Raw genomic sequence first — 17,840 nt, forward strand, 5'->3', positions numbered from 1 at the left:
CGCTTGCGCGTATGCCCATGACCAAGTCGGAGCTCGTCGAAAAACTGGCTGCCCGCTTCCCCCAGCTGTTGCTGCGGGACGCGGACATCTCGGTCAAAACGATACTCGACGCGATGTCCGAGGCGCTGGCCGACGGCCATCGCATCGAGATCCGCGGATTCGGCAGTTTTGGTCTGAACAAGCGTCCGCCTCGCGTGGGGCGCAATCCCAAGTCCGGCGAGCGTGTGCTGGTGCCCGAGAAACGGGTGCCGCACTTTAAGGCGGGCAAGGAATTGCGCGAACGGGTTGACCGTAGCCAGCCGGTGCCTGCGGGCGTCAATGGCAACGGCCATTCCGGCGGCGCGGTGCAAGCCGCGCCGGGCAAGGCTGGCCAGGGTGCCGCTCCCGTCACACCGGCGGGATTGCATGAGAGCGGGCTGAATTTTGTCCGCTCCTGATTGCCCGGGCTTTGCCTGCTGCTGTGTTGTTGGTAAGAAAGCGCCCCGTTGGGGCGCTTTTTTTCGTTTGATGCTTCTGAGATGACGCCATGCCAGGTGCTGCATCGTGCGCAAGTCGATGCCAGGGGTCGATCGCCGCAGCGGGTTCGCACCCCGTTACCGCCACGTTACCGAATCCGGGAAGTGATTCCGTTACAATGCCGGGGTCCTTGCCGGGCCTTGCGCCAGTACGCCTCGCCTGTCGCTTGCCCCGTCCCAATGTCACGCTGACTCGCTGCCTACCTGCATGAAACTGTTCGCCTGGATCGTCCGTATCGTCGTATTCGTGCTGCTGTTCGTGCTGGCGCTGCGCAATACCGCCGAAGCCTCGCTGCAGCTGTTCTTCAATGCCGTCTGGCATGCGCCGCTGATCCTGATCCTGTTCGCCGCCTTCGTGCTGGGCGCGGTGGCGGCACTGGCATCGGTCGCGCCCGGGCTGATGCGCCAGCGCATGGAGGTGGCGAAACTGCGCCGCGTGGCCGCGGAGGCGCAGGCACCGGCGTCCGCCGCAGCAGCGTCGTCGGCGGCCGCATCCGCGCCGCGTGACGGCAAGCCTGTTCCCTATAACGTAGTCGGCCCGAAAGTCTGATCCATGATGTTTGAAACCTGGTGGCTGCTGGCGCTGCCACTTGTCTTTGGCCTTGGCTGGATGGCGGCGCGCTTCGACGTGCGCCAGCTCATCAGCGAACAGGGCGCCTTGCCGCGCTCGTACTTCAAGGGCCTCAATTTCCTGCTCAACGAGCAACCCGACCAGGCCATCGATGCCTTTATCGAGGTGGCCCGGCTGGACCCGGAAACCACCGAGCTGCACTTTGCGCTGGGCGCGCTGTTCCGCCGCCGCGGCGAAACCGAGCGCGCCATCCGCGTGCATCAGAACCTGGCGACCCGCCCCGACCTGCCCGAGCCCGAGCGCGAGCATGCCTTGTTTGAACTGGGCGAGGACTTCCTGCGCGCCGGCCTGCTGGACCGTGCCGAGGAATCGCTGCGCCGGCTGATGTCGGGCCCGTACGCGGCGTCGGCCAAGCGCGTGCTGCTTGAGCTCTATGAAGTGGAAAAGGAGTGGCAGAAGGCGATCGAGGCCGCGCGCGAGCTGCAGACGCTGGAGCAGACGAGCTACAGCCTGCAGATTGCCCAGTTCTGCTGCGAGCTGGCGCAGGACGCGCTGCAGCGCAAGCGCCCCGAAGATGCGGTGAAGTGGCTGAACCAGGCCGTTGCCGAGAATCCTGCCAACGTGCGCGCCCCGATCCTGCTGGGCGACGTGGCCGCGGCCGCGGGCGACGCCCGCGCGGCGCTTGGCCACTGGCTTGGCATCGAACGGCAGGATGCATCTTTCCTGCCGCTGGTGGCGGACCGCGTGGTCAAGGCCTACGCCAGCCTGCAGGAGGAGGGCGCCGCGCTGGAATGGCTGCGCGGCCTGCTCAAGGGCAAGCTGGCGCCTGAGGTGCTCGATACCGCCTACCAGGCAGAACTGGACGTGAACGGCCCGGAAGCCGCCGCGCGCCTGATGCGCGAGCAGCTGCGCCGCCAGCCCACGCTGCTGGCGCTGACCAAGTATTTCGAGGCGCAGGCGGCGGTGGTCGCGGCCGGCGCCCCGTCCGCGCAGCCGGCGGGTGCCGATGCCCCGGCAGAGGGCGCCGACGGCAACAACGAGCAAGCGCAGGAAACCACGGCCATCCGTGACCTGCTGCAGCTGCGCACGCGCAACCTCGCGCGCTACACCTGCCGCGAGTGCGGCTTCCGCGCCCGGCTTTTCTATTGGCAATGCCCGGGATGCAACCGTTGGGAAACCTATGCCCCGCGGCGCTCCGAGACGCTCGGCTGATCCCGGGCGGTCCTGTGCAACAGAATTGAATTAACGCTATGAAAGTCACCATCATCGGCAGCGGCTATGTCGGCCTTGTCACCGGCGCCTGCCTGGCGGAACTTGGCAATGACGTGTTCTGCCTGGACCTGGACGAGCAGAAGATCGCGCTGCTTAACGCAGGCGGCGTGCCAATCTACGAGCCGGGCCTGCTGGAGCTGATCCAGCGCAACCGTGCCGCCGGGCGGCTGACCTTTTCCACCGACGTGGCGGCCAGTGTCGAGCACGCCGACGTGCAGTTCATCGCCGTGGGCACGCCCCCGGACGAAGACGGCTCTGCCGACCTGAAGTACGTGTTGGCGGCGGCGCGCAATATCGGCCGCCATATGACCGGATTCAAGGTCGTGGTCGACAAGTCCACCGTACCGGTCGGCACCGGCGACCGCGTGGCCGCCGCGATCCGCGAGGAGCTGGTCGCGCGCAGCCTGGAAGACCTGCAGTTCTCAGTGGTGTCGAACCCCGAGTTCCTGAAAGAGGGCGCCGCGGTCGAGGACTTCATGCGCCCGGACCGCATCGTGCTGGGCTGCAACGCCGACGTCGCCGGCCGCCACGCGCAGGCCACCATGCGCCAGCTTTACGCGCCGTTCAACCGGCACCACGAGCGCACCTTCTACATGGACGTGCGCTCGGCCGAGTTCACCAAGTACGCGGCCAATTCGATGCTGGCCACGCGCATCTCGTTCATGAACGAGCTGGCCAACCTGGCCGACGAGGTTGGCGCCGATATCGAACTGGTGCGCATGGGCATCGGTTCGGACCCGCGCATCGGCTACAGCTTCCTGTATGCCGGTGCTGGCTATGGCGGTTCATGCTTTCCCAAGGACGTGCAGGCGCTAATGCGCACTGCCGCCGACCATGGCAAGCCAATGCGCGTGCTGGAGGCGGTGGAATCGGTCAACGGCGCGCAGAAGCGCGTGCTGGGCGACAAGGTCGTGCGCCGCTTCGGCGATGACCTGACCGGCCGCACCTTTGCCGTGTGGGGCCTGGCCTTCAAGCCCAACACCGACGACATGCGCGAGGCGCCGTCGCGGGTGCTGGCGCGCGAACTGGTGTCGCGCGGCGCGTCGCTGCGCATGCACGACCCGGTGTCGATGGCCGAAGCCCGGCGCGTGCTGGATGCCGACCTGGCCGACCTGCCGGGCGGCGCCGCGCGCGTGAGTTTCCATGAGAACCAGATGGATGCGCTGGACGGCGCCGACGCGCTGGTGATCGTGACCGAATGGAAGGTGTTCCGCAGCCCCGACTTCGGCCAGATCAAGCGGCGCCTGAAGACCCCGGTGATCTTCGACGGGCGCAACCTGTATGAGCCCGAGGCCATGGTCGAGAACGGCGTGGAGTACCACGCCATCGGACGCCCGACCCGGCCGGCCGTGAACGAATGAGGCGCCGGCGGGTCAACGGACTCATCAACCGATAAGCTAGCGCGACGGCTGCGGCCGTCGCGATATTGCCAAGGATCTTCATGAACAAGACCGTCATTCCGCAGGAGCAGATCCGGCAGTCCCATATCCTGGTGGTCGGCGACATGATGCTGGACCGCTACTGGTTCGGCGATGTGGAACGGATCTCGCCGGAAGCGCCGGTGCCGGTGGTGCAGGTCAAGCGCAGCGACGAGCGCCTGGGCGGCGCCGCCAACGTGGCCCGCAATGCCGCGGCATTGGGCGCACGCGTGGGCATGCTGGGCGTGGTCGGCGACGACGAGCCGGCCCGAACGCTCGAAACGTTGCTGGGCGAGAGCCACGTGCAGCCCTATCTGCACCGCGATCCCAAGCTCAACACCACCATCAAGCTGCGCGTGGTGGCGCACCAGCAGCAGTTGCTGCGCGTGGATTTCGAGAGCGCGCCGGCGCATGAAGTGCTGGCCGCGGTACAGGACCGCTTCCTGGCCCTGATCAACGACTACCAGGTGCTGGTGCTTTCCGATTACGGCAAAGGCGGCCTGACCCACGTCACGCGCATGATCGACGCCAGCCGCGCAGCCGGGCGCAAGGTGCTGATCGACCCCAAGGGAGACGACTACTCGCGCTACCGCGGCGCCACCCTGATCACCCCCAACCGGGCCGAGATGCGTGCCGTGGTCGGCGCCTGGAAGACCGAGGCCGACCTGACCATCCGCGCGCAGAACCTGCGCCGCGGGCTGCAGTTGGAGGCACTGCTGCTGACGCGCTCGGAAGAGGGCATGACGCTCTACACCGAGGCCGAAGTGCTGCACGTCTCCGCCCAGGCGCGCGAGGTCTATGATGTATCGGGTGCGGGCGATACCGTGATTGCCACGCTCGCCACCATGCTGGGTGCCGGCGTGCCGCTCAAGGAAGCCGTGCAGCTTGCCAATCGTGCCGGCGCCATCGTGGTGGGCAAGCTTGGTACCGCCGTCGTCTCCTATTCTGAATTGTTCGGCGCCGCCCCGTGAGGCGTGGCGCCCCCATCCTGATCCGACCATGACCATCATCGTCACCGGCGCCGCTGGCTTTATCGGCAGCAACCTCGTCAAGGGTCTGAACGACCGCGGCGAAACCAACGTCATCGCCGTCGATAACCTGACCCGTGCCGACAAGTTCCACAACCTGGTCGACTGCGAGATCTCCGACTACCTTGACAAGCAGGACTTCCTCGCGCGCTTAGCCCGCGGCGAGTTCGGCAAGGTGCGGGCGGTATTCCATGAAGGCGCGTGCTCCGACACCATGGAGACCGACGGCCGCTACATGATGGAGAACAACTACCGTTACACGCTGTCGCTGATGGAGAGCTGCCTGGAACAAGGCACGCAGTTCCTGTACGCGTCGTCGGCGGCCACCTACGGCGCCTCGCAGGTGTTCCGCGAAGACCGCGAGTTCGAGCGCCCGCTGAACGTGTACGGCTACTCCAAGTTCCTGTTCGACCAGATCGTGCGGCGCCGGCTGCCGTCGGCGCTGTCGCAGATCGTGGGCTTCCGCTACTTCAACGTGTACGGCCCGCGTGAAACGCACAAGGGCCGCATGGCCTCGGTTGCCTTCCACAACTTCAACCAGTTCCGCGCCGACGGCACGGTGAAGCTGTTCGGCGAGTACGGCGGCTATGCCCCCGGCATGCAGAGCCGCGACTTCGTCTCGGTCGAGGACGTGGTCAAGGTCAACCTGCACTTCTTTGACCATCCGGACAAGTCCGGCATCTTCAACCTCGGCACCGGCCGCGCGCAGCCGTTCAACGACATCGCCGCCACCGTGGTCAACACCCTGCGCGAGGCCGAAGGCAAGCCGCGCCTGTCGCTGGAAGAACTGGTGCAGGAAGGCCTGCTCGAGTACGTCAAGTTCCCCGATGCGCTGCGCGGCAAGTACCAGTGCTTTACGCAGTCGGATGTGTCGAAGCTGCGCAGCGCCGGCTACAGCGAGCCCTTCCTGTCCGTCGAGGAAGGCGTGGCGCGCTACTGCCGCTGGCTGATCGAACGCGCCGGCTGATACCGGCGCGCAACCGGCTGACACGCTTTCGTGCGGCCGGTGTCAACTTTTGTTGCTGCATGGGCCGCAGCTGCGGCCCGCCCCTATCCTGACCTGACCTCGCCGCCCCGGCGGGGGGTGGTACCTCAGACCATCCACAGGAAAGGAGAGCCTTCATTTTCAAGCATTGGGTCCGGCAACTTGCCCGGCGTTTTTCCCTGGTTTCCCTCGCTGCAACCATCTGCCTGTTCGCGGGCGGTGCCGCGCATGCCGCCATCGATGTCAATACGGCGGACGAGGCGGCCCTGACCTCGGTCAAGGGCGTGGGACCAGCCACCGCCCGCAACATCATCGACGAACGCAACAAGCGTGGGCCCTACAAGGACGCCGCGGACCTGGCCGAGCGCGTCAGTGGCATCGGGCCGAAGTCCGTGGCGAAGCTGCAGGACGCTGGCCTTGCCATCGGCACGAAGGGAACCGCAGCAGCGGCGCCGCCTGCGGCCGCCACCCCGGCCAAGACAGCCAAGGCAGCGCCCGCTGGCGCCGCCAAGCCAGCGCGCTGACAGGGTCACGGTCCGGCGTCCGGCCGCGCAGCGGCCGGACGCTCTCCTTGCTGGTATGGGTTGTGCTAGACCCTTGCCGCTTCGCACGCCCCGTGGCGGCGGAGTATCATGCGGACGCCGCGCCGGCAGGATCTGCCGCGCGCGGCTGCCGACAGGCACGCATCTACCAGACAACCAGGCATCAAACGCGGCGGCTGCCGACCAGGCGGCCAGCCCGGACCACAGGGAGCAGAACAATATGGCGAATGGCGAGGACGCGGGATTCCTGCCGCAATGGCGGCTCAAGACCGAAGGCGTGATCGGGCCGGATGAGCGGCTGCCCGCCGGACAGACGCTGCTGGCCGGCATCCAGCACGTGGTGGCGATGTTCGGCTCGACCGCCATTGCACCGATCCTGATGGGTTTCAACCCGAATATCGCCATCCTGTTTTCCGGCATCGGCACGCTGATCTTCTTCCTGTGCGTGCGCGGGCGGGTGCCGAGCTACCTTGGCTCCAGCTTCGCCTTCATCGCCGTGGTGATCGCTGCCACCGGCTACGCGGGCAGCGGCCCCAACCTCAATATCCCGGTGGCGCTGGGCGGCATCATCGCCGCCGGCGCGTTGTACACGGTGATCGGCCTGATCGTGCAGGCGGTGGGCTACGCCTGGGTCGAAAAGCTGATGCCGCCGGTGGTGACCGGGGCGATCGTCGCGGCGATCGGGCTGAACCTGGCCCCGGTGGCGGTCAAGGCGGTCAGCGGCGCGGCCCTCGATACCTGGGTGGGCCTGCTGACGGTGGTGGCCGTGGGGCTGGTGGCGGTGCGCGCGCCCGGCATGATCGGGCGTCTGCCGGTGCTGATCGGCGGCCTGGCCGGCTACCTCGCCTACTACCTGGGCACCAACGTGATGGGGCTGGGCAAGCCGATCGACTTCTCGAGCGTGGCAGCGGCCAGCTGGTTCGGGCTGCCGGCGTTCACCGCACCGACCTTCGAGTTCAGCGCCATGCTGCTGATCGCGCCGGTGGCGATTGTGCTGGTGGCGGAGAACCTGGGCCATATCAAGGCCATCGGCGTGATGACCGGGCGCAACCTGGACCCGTATATCGGCCGTGCCTTTATCGGCGACGGCATCGCGACCATGCTGTCGGCCAGCGGCGGCGGCACCGGCGTGACCACTTATGCCGAGAACATGGGCGTGATGGCGGTCACCAAGATCTACTCGACGCTGATCTTCGTGGTGGCGGCCGCGGTGGCTATCCTGCTGGGCTTCTCGCCCAAGTTCGGTGCGCTGATCCTGACCATCCCGGGTCCGGTGATCGGCGGGCTGACCATCGTCGTGTTCGGCCTGATCGCAGCGACAGCGGGCCGGATCTGGGTGCAGAACAAGGTGGACTTCTCCAGCTCGCGCAACCTGATCACGGTTGGCGCCACGCTGACGGTGGCCGCCGGCGACCTGACGTTGAAGCTGGGCGGCATGACGCTGGGCGGCATCGGTACTGCCACCTTCGGCTGCATCCTGCTGTACCACCTGCTGGGCGAAGGCAACCACGAAGAAGGCTGAGCCACGGCAGGATGGGCGCAGGCGGGCGGGAGGCAGCGTAAATCCCGCCTGCCGGCGAGGGATAGGTGTCTGGATTACAATGGCCGGCGAATTGGAATCCCCCGTTTGCGACCCCCTTTCGCGACCCCTCGCCCCATGGCCTACAAGACAATTGAAGACACCATCGGCAACACGCCGCTGGTCAGACTGCAGCGCATCCCCGGTGCCGCCAACGACGCGCGCGGCAATGTGATCCTCGGCAAGCTCGAAGGCAACAACCCGGCCGGTTCGGTCAAGGACCGCCCCGCGGTGTCGATGATCGCCCGGGCCGAGGCGCGCGGGCGCATCAAGCCGGGCGACACCCTGATCGAGGCGACTTCCGGCAATACCGGCATCGCGCTGGCCATGGCAGCCGCCATCCGCGGCTACAAGATGGTGCTGATCATGCCCGAGGACCTGAGCCTCGAGCGCCGCCAGAGCATGGCGGCCTACGGTGCCGAGATCATCCTGACCCCGGTCAAGGGCGGCATGGAGTACGCCCGCGACCTGGCGGATTCGATGGAGCGCGACGGCAAGGGCGTGATCCTCGACCAGTTCGCCAACCCGGACAACCCGCAGGCCCACTACGAGGGCACCGGGCCGGAGATCTGGCGCGATACCGACGGCCGCATCACCCACTTCGTTTCGGCGATGGGCACCACCGGCACCATTACCGGCGTGTCGCGCTACCTGAAGGAACAGAACCCGGAGATCCAGGTCATCGGCGCGCAGCCGGCCGACGGCTCGCGCATCCCGGGCATCCGCAAGTGGCCCGAGGCGTATCTGCCCAAGATCTACGATGCCAGCTACATCGACCGCACCGAGCCGGTGAGCCAGGGCGACGCCGAGCACATGGCGCGGCGCATGGCATCCGAAGAGGGCATCTTCTGCGGCATTTCGGCGGCCGGCGCGCTCTGTGTTGCGCTGCGCATTGCCGAGGAAGTGGAGAACGCCACCATCGTCTTCGTGGTGTGCGACCGCGGCGACCGCTACCTGTCGACCGGCGTGTTCCCGGCGTGACCTGAACCGGTCCCAACAAGAAAGGCCTCGCAAATTGCGAGGCCTTTTTGCTTTGGCGGGCAGCTGGCGTCAACCCATCGCCGCCTTGACCGCCTCGCCCAGCTGGTACACCGCCAGCGCATAGAAGAAGCTGCGGTTGTAGCGTGTCAGCACGTAGAAGTTGCGCAGGCCGAGCAGGTATTCGGTCGGCTGGTCGGGGGTTGGCAGGTCCACCACCAGCACGCCGGTCTCGCCTTCGCGCACGGGGTCGATCGGCTCGTCCACGCGCAAGCCGGCGCGGGTCAGCTGGTTGAGCGTGCGCGTGGGCCATGGCTCGCCGTCGGCCGCCGCCGTGGCGACACCCAGGCTGCCGGCGTCGCCGGCAATGCGCCACACCACCGGGCGGCCCGGCTCCCAGCCGTGCAGCTGCAGGAAGCGCGCGACACTGCCGATGGCATCGGTAGGGCTGTTGCGCAGGTCGATGCGACCGTTGTTGTCGTAGTCGATGGCGTATTCGCGCAGGCTGGTCGGCATGAACTGCGGGATGCCGATCGCGCCCGCGAAGGAGCCCAGCACCGAGTACACGTCGGTGCGGGTGTCGCGGCACCACAGCAGGTAGTCGGCCAGCTGGTTGCGGAACAGCGTGCTGCGGGCTTCGCGGTTGGGCGTGTCCGGGTAGTCGAAGGCGAGCGTGGACAGCGAGTCGAGCACGCGGAAGGTGCCCATGTCGCGGCCGTAGATGGTTTCCACGCCGATGATGCCGACGATGACCGAGGCCGGTACGCCGAACTCGGCTTCGGCACGGCGCAGCGTGTCGCGGTTGTCCTGCCAGAAGCGCACGCCCGCGTTGATGCGGATCGGCTCGATAAAGCGCGAGCGGTAGGTGCGCCAGCTTTTGCGGCCGGTGGTGGCGGGCGGCATGATCAGCCGCACCACGGTGGCCGAATAGACCGCTTGGCTAAACCACTCCTGCAGCATCCCGCGGTCAAGGCGGTGGCGGGCCACCATCTCGTCGATAAACGCGCGGGTCTGCGGATTGTCGCGGTAGCGGCCGGGTTCGATCTCTTCCTCGCGCATGCTGACGCGGCGCTTGCCCGCGGCGAGCAGGCTGGGGGAGAGGCCGCAGAGTCCGAGTGCGGCAGCGGAAAGCGCGGCGCCCAGCAGGGGGCGTCGCAGTGAGCGCTGGGTGTCGGTCATGATGTCCTTTGCAAGTCGCACCGAGTATAGCGGATGCCACTGCGGCAACTACGGGCAAGCCGTCACGGCATGGCGCGCCAGCGCCGCTGGGTGGCATGGGCTGGCGTGTGCTAACGTAGCGATTGGAGACAACATTGCGACGATAAGAGATGCCGACAGGCTATTACACGCACCCCGAGTTCCAGCGGCACGAGATGGGGCATTTCCATCCTGAGTGCCCGGAACGCCTGCAGGCGATCGAGGATCACCTGATTTCGCACGGCCTGGACGGGCTGCTGGAGCGCCGCGAAGCCCCGCCCGCCACGCGCGAGCAGCTGGAGCGCGTGCACCGTCCCGACTATGTCGATTCGCTCGAACGCGCCAGCCCGGCCAGCGGCTATCACGCGATCGATCCGGATACCTCGATGAACTCGCACACGCTTGCCGCCGCCACGCTGGCCGCGGGCGCGGCGGTGGCGGCCACCGATGCGGTGATCGCGGGCGAGTTCGAGAACGCGTTCTGCTGCGTGCGCCCGCCCGGCCACCACGCCGAGCCTGACCGCGCCATGGGCTTCTGCTTCTACAACAACGTCGCCATTGCCGCGCGCCACGCGCTGCGGGCGCACGGCCTGGAGCGCGTGGCCATCATCGATTTCGACGTGCACCACGGCAACGGCACCGAAGCGGCGTTCCGCGGCGACGAGCAGGTGATGATGTGCAGCATCTTCCAGCACCCGTTCTATCCGTACAGCGGCACCGAGCATCTCGCGCCCAATATGGTCAACATCCCGCTGCCGGCCTATACCAACGGCGTGGCCGTGCGTGAAGTGGTCGAGACCATCTGGCTGCCGCGGCTCAATGAATTCCGCCCGCAGATGCTGTTTATCTCCGCCGGCTTTGATGCGCACCGCGAGGACGACCTGGGCCAGATGGGCCTGGTGGAGCAGGACTACGCCTGGATTACCGGCCAGCTGGTGGACCTTGCGCGCGTCCATGCGCAGGGCCGCATCGTCAGCTGCCTGGAGGGGGGCTACAACCTGAGCGCGCTGGGCCGCAGCGTGCTGGCGCACCTGAAGGTGCTGCTGGAACGATAGGAGAGCATGGCCATGGCCGAGAACGATGCGCGCGTGGACGCGCCGCTGCTGACCGAAGTGCGCGACACCGCGGGCGTGGTGCGACTGACCATGAATCGGCCGCAGGCGTTCAATGCGCTGTCAGAAGGGCTGCTCGACGCGCTGACCGAGGCCCTCGGCCGGCTGGCGTCGGACCACACCGTGCGCGTGGTGGTGCTGGCCGGCGCCGGCAGGGCCTTCTGCGCCGGGCACGACCTGCGCGAGATGCGGGCCTCGCCGTCGCACGACTACTACCGGCGCCTGTTCGACCGCTGCACCCGCATGATGATGGTGATCCAGAAGATGCCGCAGCCGGTGCTTGCGCGCGTGCAGGGCATCGCCACGGCGGCGGGCTGCCAGCTGGTGGCCATGTGCGACCTTGCGGTGGCCGCCGACGATGCGCGCTTTGCGGTATCCGGCGTCAACCTGGGCCTGTTCTGCTCGACGCCCGGGGTGGCGTTGTCGCGCAACCTGCACCGCAAGCAGGCAATGGAGATGCTGCTGACCGGTGACATGATCGACGCCGAAACCGCCCGTGAGCGCGGGCTGGTGAACCGGGTGGTGCCCGCTGGGCAGCTGGACCAAGAGGTGGCGCGCCTGGCCGCCAGCATCTGCGCCAAGCCGGCCGCCGCGGTGGCCGCGGGCAAGGGCCTGTTCTACCGCCAGCTGGAAATGGGCATCGAGGCCGCCTACCAGCTCGCCGGCCAGACCATGGCTTGCAACATGATGGACGAGTCGGCGCTGGAGGGGGTGCAGGCCTTCATTGACAAGCGTTCGCCGTCCTGGCGTGGCTCATAATCGACTTTCTCGCTTCTTATATGCCGGGAACGTATAAAGACATCGGCAAAAAGTCGTTTATGGTATGAAGCGAATCGCCTAAAATACGCGCTTCAGAAAAATAACGAGCGGCAACAGCGCTGGAGATCCCTCGCCTGTTGCCGTTTTCTTTTGGTCACCTTTCCATGATCGAACTGCAAGGACTGTCGCAGCGCTTCCCGGGCGCGTCTGGCGACGTGCATGCATTGCGGGACGTCAGCCTGTCGATAGCGGCGGGCGAAGTCTTCGGCATTATCGGCCGCAGCGGCGCCGGCAAGAGCACGCTGGTACGCGCCATCAATCTGCTGAACCGGCCCTCGAGCGGCCGCGTGATCGTCGCGGGCCAGGAACTGACAGCGCTGGACACGGGCGCGCTGCGCCTGGCACGCCGCGAGATCGGCATGATCTTCCAGCACTTCAACCTGCTGTCGTCGCGCACGGTGTATGAGAACGTGGCGCTGCCGCTGGAACTGGCCGGCAAGCCCAAGGCCGAGATCGCCGCGACGGTGCTGCCGCTGCTGGACCTGGTGGGCCTGTCGGCGCTGAAGGACCGCTATCCGGCGCAGATCAGCGGCGGGCAGAAGCAGCGCGTGGGCATTGCACGCGCTCTTGCCAGCAAGCCCAAGGTGCTGCTGTCGGACGAGGCCACTTCCGCGCTGGACCCGGAAACCACCCGCTCCATCCTGGAACTGCTCAAGCAGATCAACCGCGACCTGGGCCTGACCATCGTGATGATCACGCACCAGATGGAAGTCATCAAGCAGGTCTGCGACCGCGTGGCCGTGCTTGAAGCCGGCCAGGTGGTGGAGACCGGGCGCGTGATCGACGTATTCCTGCGCCCGCAGCACGACGTCACGCGCGCCATGATCGGCGACGTCATCTCGCAGGAGCTGCCGGCCAGCGTGCTCAAGCGCGTGGAGAGCCGGCTGGGCAACGGGCGCGACCACGTCTACCGCCTGGCCTTCACCGGCGAGGGCGTGGACCAGCCGGTGCTGGCCCAGGCAATCCGCCGCTACGGGCTGGACTTCAATATCTTGCACGGCCATATCGACGAGATCCAGGGCCAGGCCTTCGGCTCGCTGGCGATCATGGCCACGGGCGAACTGGCCGACGTGAAGGCGGCGATGGAATACCTGCAGGCGCAAGGCGTCGTGGTGGAGGAGTTCGAGCATGTGGTCTGAAATGTTTGACCTGTTCCTGACCTCGTTCAACGAGACCCTGCTGATGGTGGCGATCTCGGGCGTGGTCGGCTCGCTGCTGGGCGTGCCGCTGGGCGTGCTACTGCACCTGACCAACCGCGGCGGCGTGCTGTCGCACCCGTTGTTCAACCGCAGCATCGGCGTGGTGGTCAACGCGGTGCGCTCGATCCCGTTCATCATCCTGCTGGTGGTGGTGATCCCGTTCACGCGCTTTATCGTCGGCTCGTCGATCGGCACCACCGCGGCAATCGTGCCGCTGACCATCGCGGCGATCCCGTTTATCGCGCGCCTGGTGGAAAGCGCGCTGCGCGAGGTCGACAAGGGCCTGGTCGAGGCCGCCCAGTCGATGGGCGCCACCACCCGCCAGATCGTGTGGAAGGTGCTGCTGCCCGAGGCCATGCCCGGCATCGTCGCCGGCCTGACCATCACCTTTGTCAGCCTGGTCGGCTATTCGGCCATGGCGGGCGCGATCGGCGGCGGCGGCCTGGGCGACCTGGGCATCCGCTACGGCTACCAGCGCTATATCACCGAGGTCATGGTGGCGGTGGTGGTGATCCTGATCGTGTTCGTGCAGGCCGTGCAGAGCTTCGGCGACTGGCTTGTCCGCCGTATCAGCCACCGCTAATCCGTCAACGCCAAGACAATTATTTTCTGAAACAGGAACGCATATCATGCAACGTCGCAACCTGCTGCAATGGATTCTCGGCGCCGCGATCGGCGCAACGCTGGCCACCGGCGCCGTCGCCCAGGAAAAGCCGATCAAGATCGGCGTGACCGGCGGCCCGCACGCCCAGATCATGGAACAGGTGAAGAAGGTCGCCGCCAAGGACGGCTTGAACATCCAGGTGGTCGAGTTCAGCGACTACATCCAGCCCAACGCCGCGCTGGCTGCCGGCGACCTGGACGCCAACAGCTACCAGCACCTGCCGTACCTGGAAGCCCAGATCAAGGACCGCGGCTACAAGTTCACGCATATCGCCTATACGGTGACGTTCCCGATGGGCGTGTACTCCAAGAAGATCAAGTCGCTCGACCAGCTCAAGCAGGGTGCGCGCGTGGGCGTGCCCAACGATCCCACCAACGGCGGGCGCGGCCTGTTGCTGCTGCAGAGCAAGGGCGTGATCAAGCTCAAGCCCAACGCCGGCCTGAAGGCCACGCCGCTGGACATCGTCGAGAACCCGAAGAAGATCCGCATCGTCGAGCTGGACGCCGCGCAGCTGCCGCGCTCGCTGGATGACCTGGATGCCGCCGCCATCAACGGCAACTACGCGGAATCGGCCGGCCTGTCGCCCGTCAAGGACGCCATCGCCATCGAAGGCCCGAAGGGTCCGTACGCCAACCTGATCGCGATCCGCGAGGCCGACAAGAACAAGCCCTGGGTGGCCAAGCTGGTGAAGGCCTATCACTCGCCGGAAATCAAGCAATACGTCACATCGACCTTCAAGGACTCGGTCATTACCGCTTGGTAAGCCCGACGTCACTTTGAGGTTTTCATCCAATCAGACGATGCCCGCAAGCCCCAGTTTGCGGCACAATCGCTGGACGGCTGGGATCTGCCGGGCTATGCCCGGCATCATTTTGCCGATAAAATAGTACGATCGTTCGAAAAACAGGAGAGCCGCCAACCCGGTGGTTATAATGACGAGCGAACAAAATTTCTGACTATCAGCTATCAGTGGAGTGAGCGCATGAAAGTACTCGTCGCAGTCAAGCGGGTGGTGGATTACAACGTCAAGGTCCGCGTCAAGGCGGACGGCAGTGGCGTCGATCTGGCCAATGTGAAGATGAGCATGAACCCCTTCGACGAAATCGCCGTGGAAGAGGCCGTGCGCCTGAAGGAAGCGGGCGTTGCCACCGAAGTGATCGCCGTCTCGTGCGGTGTCACGCAGTGCCAGGAAACCCTGCGCACCGCGATGGCCATCGGTGCCGACCGCGGCATCCTGGTGGAATCGAACGAAGACCTGCAACCGCTGGCCGTGGCCAAGCTGCTGAAGGCGCTGATCGACAAGGAACAGCCGCAACTGGTGATCCTGGGCAAGCAGGCCATCGACGACGACTCCAACCAGACCGGCCAGATGGTGGCCGCGCTGGCTGGCCTGCCGCAAGCCACGTTCGCCTCCAAGGTGGTGGTTGCCGACGGCAAGGCCTCGGTGACGCGTGAAGTCGATGGCGGCCTGGAAACGCTGTCGCTCAAGCTGCCGGCCGTGGTCACGACCGACCTGCGCCTGAACGAGCCGCGCTACGTCACGCTGCCCAACATCATGAAGGCCAAGAAGAAGCAGCTCGATATCGTCAAGCCGGAAGACCTCGGCGTCGACGTCAAGCCGCGCCTGTCGACCCTGAAGGTGGTCGAGCCTGCCAAGCGCAGCGCGGGTGTGATGGTGCCGGACGTCGCGACGCTGGTGCAGAAGCTGAAGAACGAAGCCAAGGTTATCTGAGCGCGGGGGAGAAATAACATGACTGCACTCGTCATTGCTGAACACGACAATCAATCCATCAAGGCCGCCACGCTGAACACCGTGACCGCCGCTGCCCAGTGCGGCGGCGACGTGCACGTGCTGGTGGCTGGTTCCAACGCCAAGGCCGCGGCTGACGCCGCCGCCAAGATCGCCGGCGTGACCAAGGTCCTGCTGGCCGACGCACCGTACTTCGGTGACGGCCTGGCCGAGAACGTGGCCGAGCAGGCGCTGGCCATCGCCAACGACTACTCGCACATCCTGGCTCCGGCCACCCCGTACGGCAAGAACATCCTGCCGCGCGTGGCTGCCAAGCTGGACGTGGCCCAGATCTCGGAAATCTCCAAGGTCGACGCCCCGGACACGTTCGAGCGCCCGATCTACGCCGGCAACGCCATTGCCACGGTCAAGTCGGAAGACAAGATCAAGGTCATCACCGTGCGCGGCACCGCCTTTGACGCCGCTGCCGCCGAAGGTGGCTCGGCCGCCGTTGAAACCCTGCCGGCCGTGGCCGACGCAGGCGTTTCGCAGTTTGTTTCGCGCGAAGTGGCCAAGAGCGACCGTCCGGAACTGACCGCCGCCAAGATCATCGTCTCGGGTGGCCGTGGCGTAGGTTCGGGTGAGAACTACACCAAGGTGCTGACGCCGCTGGCCGACAAGCTGGGCGCCGCGCTGGGTGCCTCGCGCGCTGCCGTGGACGCCGGCTTCGTGCCGAACGACTACCAGGTCGGCCAGACCGGCAAGATCGTCGCGCCGCAGCTGTACATCGCCGTCGGTATCTCCGGCGCGATCCAGCACCTGGCCGGCATGAAGGACTCCAAGGTGATCGTCGCGATCAACAAGGATGCCGAAGCGCCGATCTTCTCCGTGGCTGACTACGGCCTGGTGGGCGACCTGAACACCGTGGTGCCGGAGCTGGTGGCAGCACTGGGCTGATGCCTCGCCGGCCGCCCGGCGGCCGGCACGGGTAGCCGCAGGTAGCAAGTAACGAGCCGTTCCGGGGGTGACCCGCGAACGGCTTTTTCATACATGTTGGGAGACATCGATGACTTACCGTGCGCCGATCAAGGACATGCTGTTCGTCATGAACGAGCTGGCCGGGCTTGAGGCCGTCAGCAAACTGCCGGGCTTCGAAGAAGCCACGCCGGAAACGGCCGAGGCCGTGCTGGACGAGGCCGCCAAGTTCAACGAGCAGGTGGTCGCGCCGCTGAACCGCGCCGGCGACCTGGACCCGAGCAGCTGGAAGGACGGCGTGGTCTCCACCACACCCGGCTTCAAGGACGCGTTCCGCCAGTTCGGCGAGGGCGGCTGGCAGGGCGTGCTGCATCCGCAGGAGTTTGGCGGCCAGGGCCTGCCCAAGCTGATCGCCACCGCCTGCAACGAGATGCTGAACAGCGCGAACCTGTCGTTCGCGCTGTGCCCGCTGCTGACCGATGGTGCCATCGAGGCGCTGCTGACGGCCGGCACGGATGAGCAGAAGGCGACCTTCTTGCCGAAGCTGATCTCGGGCGAGTGGACCGGCACCATGAACCTGACCGAGCCGCAGGCCGGCTCGGACCTGGCCGCGGTGCGCACCCGTGCCGAGCCGCAGGGCGACGGCACCTACAAGGTGTTCGGCACCAAGATCTTCATCACCTACGGCGAGCACGACATGGCGAAGAACATCGTCCATCTCGTGCTGGCCCGCACGCCCACCGCGCCCGAGGGCGTCAAGGGCATCTCGCTGTTCATCGTGCCGAAGTTCATGGTCAACGCCGACGGCAGCACCGGTGAGCGCAACGACGTGCATTGCGTGTCGATCGAGCACAAGCTGGGCATCAAGGCCAGCCCCACGGCCGTGCTGCAGTTCGGCGACCATGGCGGCGCCATCGGCACGCTGGTCGGCGAAGAGAACCGCGGCCTTGAGTACATGTTCATCATGATGAACTCGGCACGCTTCTCGGTCGGCATGCAGGGCATCGCCGTGTCCGAACGCGCCTACCAGCAGGCGGTTGCCTTTGCGCGCGAACGCGTGCAGAGCCGCCCGGTCGATGGTTCGGCGCGCGAGGCGGTAACCATCATCCACCACCCGGACGTCAAGCGCATGCTGATGACCATGCGCGCGCTGACCGAAGGCGCACGCGCCGTGGCCTATGTGGCCGCGGCCGCCAGCGACGCGGCGCACCAGCATCCCGACGAGGCCGTGCGCAGGCAGAACCAGGCCTTCTACGA

The 17,840-nt window shown here is 66.4% G+C and carries 18 protein-coding genes; 17 read left to right on the top strand and 1 reads right to left on the bottom strand.

Going from position 1 to position 17,840, the window contains the following annotated elements:
- The first annotated feature begins 17 nt into the window (after nt 1–17).
- The 9 genes from AC3WL8_RS33320 (at nt 18) to cysM (ending at nt 8,891) form a co-directional block, all read left to right on the top strand.
- Nucleotides 18–437 (top strand): integration host factor subunit beta, encoded by a 420-nt coding sequence (locus AC3WL8_RS33320; protein ID WP_041228311.1) that lies wholly within the window; start codon nt 18–20, stop codon nt 435–437.
- Between the two features lie 286 nt (nt 438–723).
- Nucleotides 724–1,065, top strand: coding sequence for a LapA family protein (locus AC3WL8_RS33325; protein WP_153955027.1), 342 nt, complete (start codon nt 724–726; stop codon nt 1,063–1,065).
- A gap of 3 nt (nt 1,066–1,068) precedes the next feature.
- Nucleotides 1,069–2,298, top strand: a complete 1,230-nt coding sequence (gene lapB, locus AC3WL8_RS33330) for a lipopolysaccharide assembly protein LapB (protein ID WP_013955852.1) — start codon at nt 1,069–1,071, stop codon at nt 2,296–2,298.
- A 38-nt stretch (nt 2,299–2,336) separates the two neighbouring features.
- The gene (locus AC3WL8_RS33335; RefSeq protein WP_013955853.1) at nt 2,337–3,719 is read left to right on the top strand and encodes a UDP-glucose dehydrogenase family protein; all 1,383 of its coding nucleotides are present in this window, start codon (nt 2,337–2,339) and stop codon (nt 3,717–3,719) included.
- A gap of 80 nt (nt 3,720–3,799) precedes the next feature.
- Nucleotides 3,800–4,747 carry a D-glycero-beta-D-manno-heptose-7-phosphate kinase gene (gene rfaE1 / locus AC3WL8_RS33340; protein ID WP_013955854.1) on the top strand — a complete coding sequence of 316 codons (948 nt, stop codon included), beginning with the start codon at nt 3,800–3,802 and terminating at the stop codon, nt 4,745–4,747.
- Between the two features lie 28 nt (nt 4,748–4,775).
- Nucleotides 4,776–5,771, top strand: a complete 996-nt coding sequence (gene rfaD / locus AC3WL8_RS33345) for an ADP-glyceromanno-heptose 6-epimerase (protein ID WP_153955029.1) — start codon at nt 4,776–4,778, stop codon at nt 5,769–5,771.
- Between the two features lie 155 nt (nt 5,772–5,926).
- Nucleotides 5,927–6,313: a ComEA family DNA-binding protein gene (locus tag AC3WL8_RS33350; protein ID WP_080569532.1), complete on the top strand. Its 387-nt coding sequence runs from the start codon at nt 5,927–5,929 to the stop codon at nt 6,311–6,313.
- A gap of 238 nt (nt 6,314–6,551) precedes the next feature.
- Entirely contained in the window at nt 6,552–7,853 is a 1,302-nt protein-coding gene (locus AC3WL8_RS33355) for a solute carrier family 23 protein (protein ID WP_211980822.1), read from the top strand.
- Nucleotides 7,854–7,988: 135 nt separating this feature from the next.
- Complete coding sequence (cysM, locus tag AC3WL8_RS33360; protein ID WP_013955858.1) at nt 7,989–8,891, top strand: cysteine synthase CysM; 903 nt, start codon at nt 7,989–7,991, stop codon at nt 8,889–8,891.
- 69 nt (nt 8,892–8,960) lie between these two features.
- On the opposite strand, the gene mltB is transcribed toward cysM, so the two are convergent.
- Nucleotides 8,961–10,067, bottom strand: a complete 1,107-nt coding sequence (gene mltB, locus AC3WL8_RS33365; protein WP_013955859.1) for a lytic murein transglycosylase B — start codon at nt 10,065–10,067, stop codon at nt 8,961–8,963.
- A 149-nt stretch (nt 10,068–10,216) separates the two neighbouring features.
- On the opposite strand from mltB, the gene AC3WL8_RS33370 reads away from it, so the two are divergent.
- The 8 genes from AC3WL8_RS33370 to AC3WL8_RS33405 all read left to right on the top strand — a co-directional run.
- A complete protein-coding gene (locus AC3WL8_RS33370; RefSeq protein ID WP_013955860.1) occupies nt 10,217–11,140 on the top strand; it encodes a histone deacetylase family protein in 924 nt (307 codons plus the stop codon).
- Nucleotides 11,141–11,152: 12 nt separating this feature from the next.
- Entirely contained in the window at nt 11,153–11,956 is an 804-nt protein-coding gene (locus AC3WL8_RS33375; RefSeq protein WP_492379716.1) for an enoyl-CoA hydratase, read from the top strand.
- A gap of 164 nt (nt 11,957–12,120) precedes the next feature.
- Nucleotides 12,121–13,155, top strand: a complete 1,035-nt coding sequence (locus tag AC3WL8_RS33380) for a methionine ABC transporter ATP-binding protein (RefSeq protein ID WP_114132306.1) — start codon at nt 12,121–12,123, stop codon at nt 13,153–13,155.
- Nucleotides 13,145–13,798 carry a methionine ABC transporter permease gene (locus AC3WL8_RS33385; RefSeq protein WP_010812940.1) on the top strand — a complete coding sequence of 218 codons (654 nt, stop codon included), beginning with the start codon at nt 13,145–13,147 and terminating at the stop codon, nt 13,796–13,798. The genes AC3WL8_RS33380 and AC3WL8_RS33385 overlap by 11 nt, the downstream gene beginning before the upstream one ends.
- 46 nt (nt 13,799–13,844) lie before the next feature.
- Nucleotides 13,845–14,642: a MetQ/NlpA family ABC transporter substrate-binding protein gene (locus AC3WL8_RS33390; protein WP_013955864.1), complete on the top strand. Its 798-nt coding sequence runs from the start codon at nt 13,845–13,847 to the stop codon at nt 14,640–14,642.
- A 219-nt stretch (nt 14,643–14,861) separates the two neighbouring features.
- Nucleotides 14,862–15,611 carry an electron transfer flavoprotein subunit beta/FixA family protein gene (locus AC3WL8_RS33395; protein WP_013955865.1) on the top strand — a complete coding sequence of 250 codons (750 nt, stop codon included), beginning with the start codon at nt 14,862–14,864 and terminating at the stop codon, nt 15,609–15,611.
- 18 nt (nt 15,612–15,629) lie between these two features.
- Complete coding sequence (locus AC3WL8_RS33400; protein ID WP_013955866.1) at nt 15,630–16,565, top strand: electron transfer flavoprotein subunit alpha/FixB family protein; 936 nt, start codon at nt 15,630–15,632, stop codon at nt 16,563–16,565.
- Nucleotides 16,566–16,674: 109 nt separating this feature from the next.
- A partial coding sequence (locus tag AC3WL8_RS33405; protein ID WP_492379717.1) for an acyl-CoA dehydrogenase family protein occupies nt 16,675–17,840 on the top strand: 1,166 nt, incomplete at its 3' end.

The organism is Cupriavidus sp. FW305-F7 (assembly GCF_058782875.1).

Excerpts from the sequence above, each read along its gene's own strand:
- AC3WL8_RS33320 (WP_041228311.1), top strand. The coding sequence starts at position 18 with ATGACCAAGTCGGAGCTCGTCGAAAAACTGGCTGCCCGCTTCCCCCAG.
- AC3WL8_RS33325 (WP_153955027.1), top strand. The coding sequence starts at position 724 with ATGAAACTGTTCGCCTGGATCGTCCGTATCGTCGTATTCGTGCTGCTG.
- lapB (WP_013955852.1), top strand. The coding sequence starts at position 1,069 with ATGATGTTTGAAACCTGGTGGCTGCTGGCGCTGCCACTTGTCTTTGGC.
- AC3WL8_RS33335 (WP_013955853.1), top strand. The coding sequence starts at position 2,337 with ATGAAAGTCACCATCATCGGCAGCGGCTATGTCGGCCTTGTCACCGGC.
- rfaE1 (WP_013955854.1), top strand. The coding sequence starts at position 3,800 with ATGAACAAGACCGTCATTCCGCAGGAGCAGATCCGGCAGTCCCATATC.
- rfaD (WP_153955029.1), top strand. The coding sequence starts at position 4,776 with ATGACCATCATCGTCACCGGCGCCGCTGGCTTTATCGGCAGCAACCTC.
- AC3WL8_RS33355 (WP_211980822.1), top strand. The coding sequence starts at position 6,552 with ATGGCGAATGGCGAGGACGCGGGATTCCTGCCGCAATGGCGGCTCAAG.
- cysM (WP_013955858.1), top strand. The coding sequence starts at position 7,989 with ATGGCCTACAAGACAATTGAAGACACCATCGGCAACACGCCGCTGGTC.
- mltB (WP_013955859.1), bottom strand. The coding sequence starts at position 10,067 with ATGACCGACACCCAGCGCTCACTGCGACGCCCCCTGCTGGGCGCCGCG.
- AC3WL8_RS33370 (WP_013955860.1), top strand. The coding sequence starts at position 10,217 with ATGCCGACAGGCTATTACACGCACCCCGAGTTCCAGCGGCACGAGATG.
- AC3WL8_RS33375 (WP_492379716.1), top strand. The coding sequence starts at position 11,153 with ATGGCCGAGAACGATGCGCGCGTGGACGCGCCGCTGCTGACCGAAGTG.
- AC3WL8_RS33380 (WP_114132306.1), top strand. The coding sequence starts at position 12,121 with ATGATCGAACTGCAAGGACTGTCGCAGCGCTTCCCGGGCGCGTCTGGC.
- AC3WL8_RS33385 (WP_010812940.1), top strand. The coding sequence starts at position 13,145 with ATGTGGTCTGAAATGTTTGACCTGTTCCTGACCTCGTTCAACGAGACC.
- AC3WL8_RS33390 (WP_013955864.1), top strand. The coding sequence starts at position 13,845 with ATGCAACGTCGCAACCTGCTGCAATGGATTCTCGGCGCCGCGATCGGC.
- AC3WL8_RS33395 (WP_013955865.1), top strand. The coding sequence starts at position 14,862 with ATGAAAGTACTCGTCGCAGTCAAGCGGGTGGTGGATTACAACGTCAAG.
- AC3WL8_RS33400 (WP_013955866.1), top strand. The coding sequence starts at position 15,630 with ATGACTGCACTCGTCATTGCTGAACACGACAATCAATCCATCAAGGCC.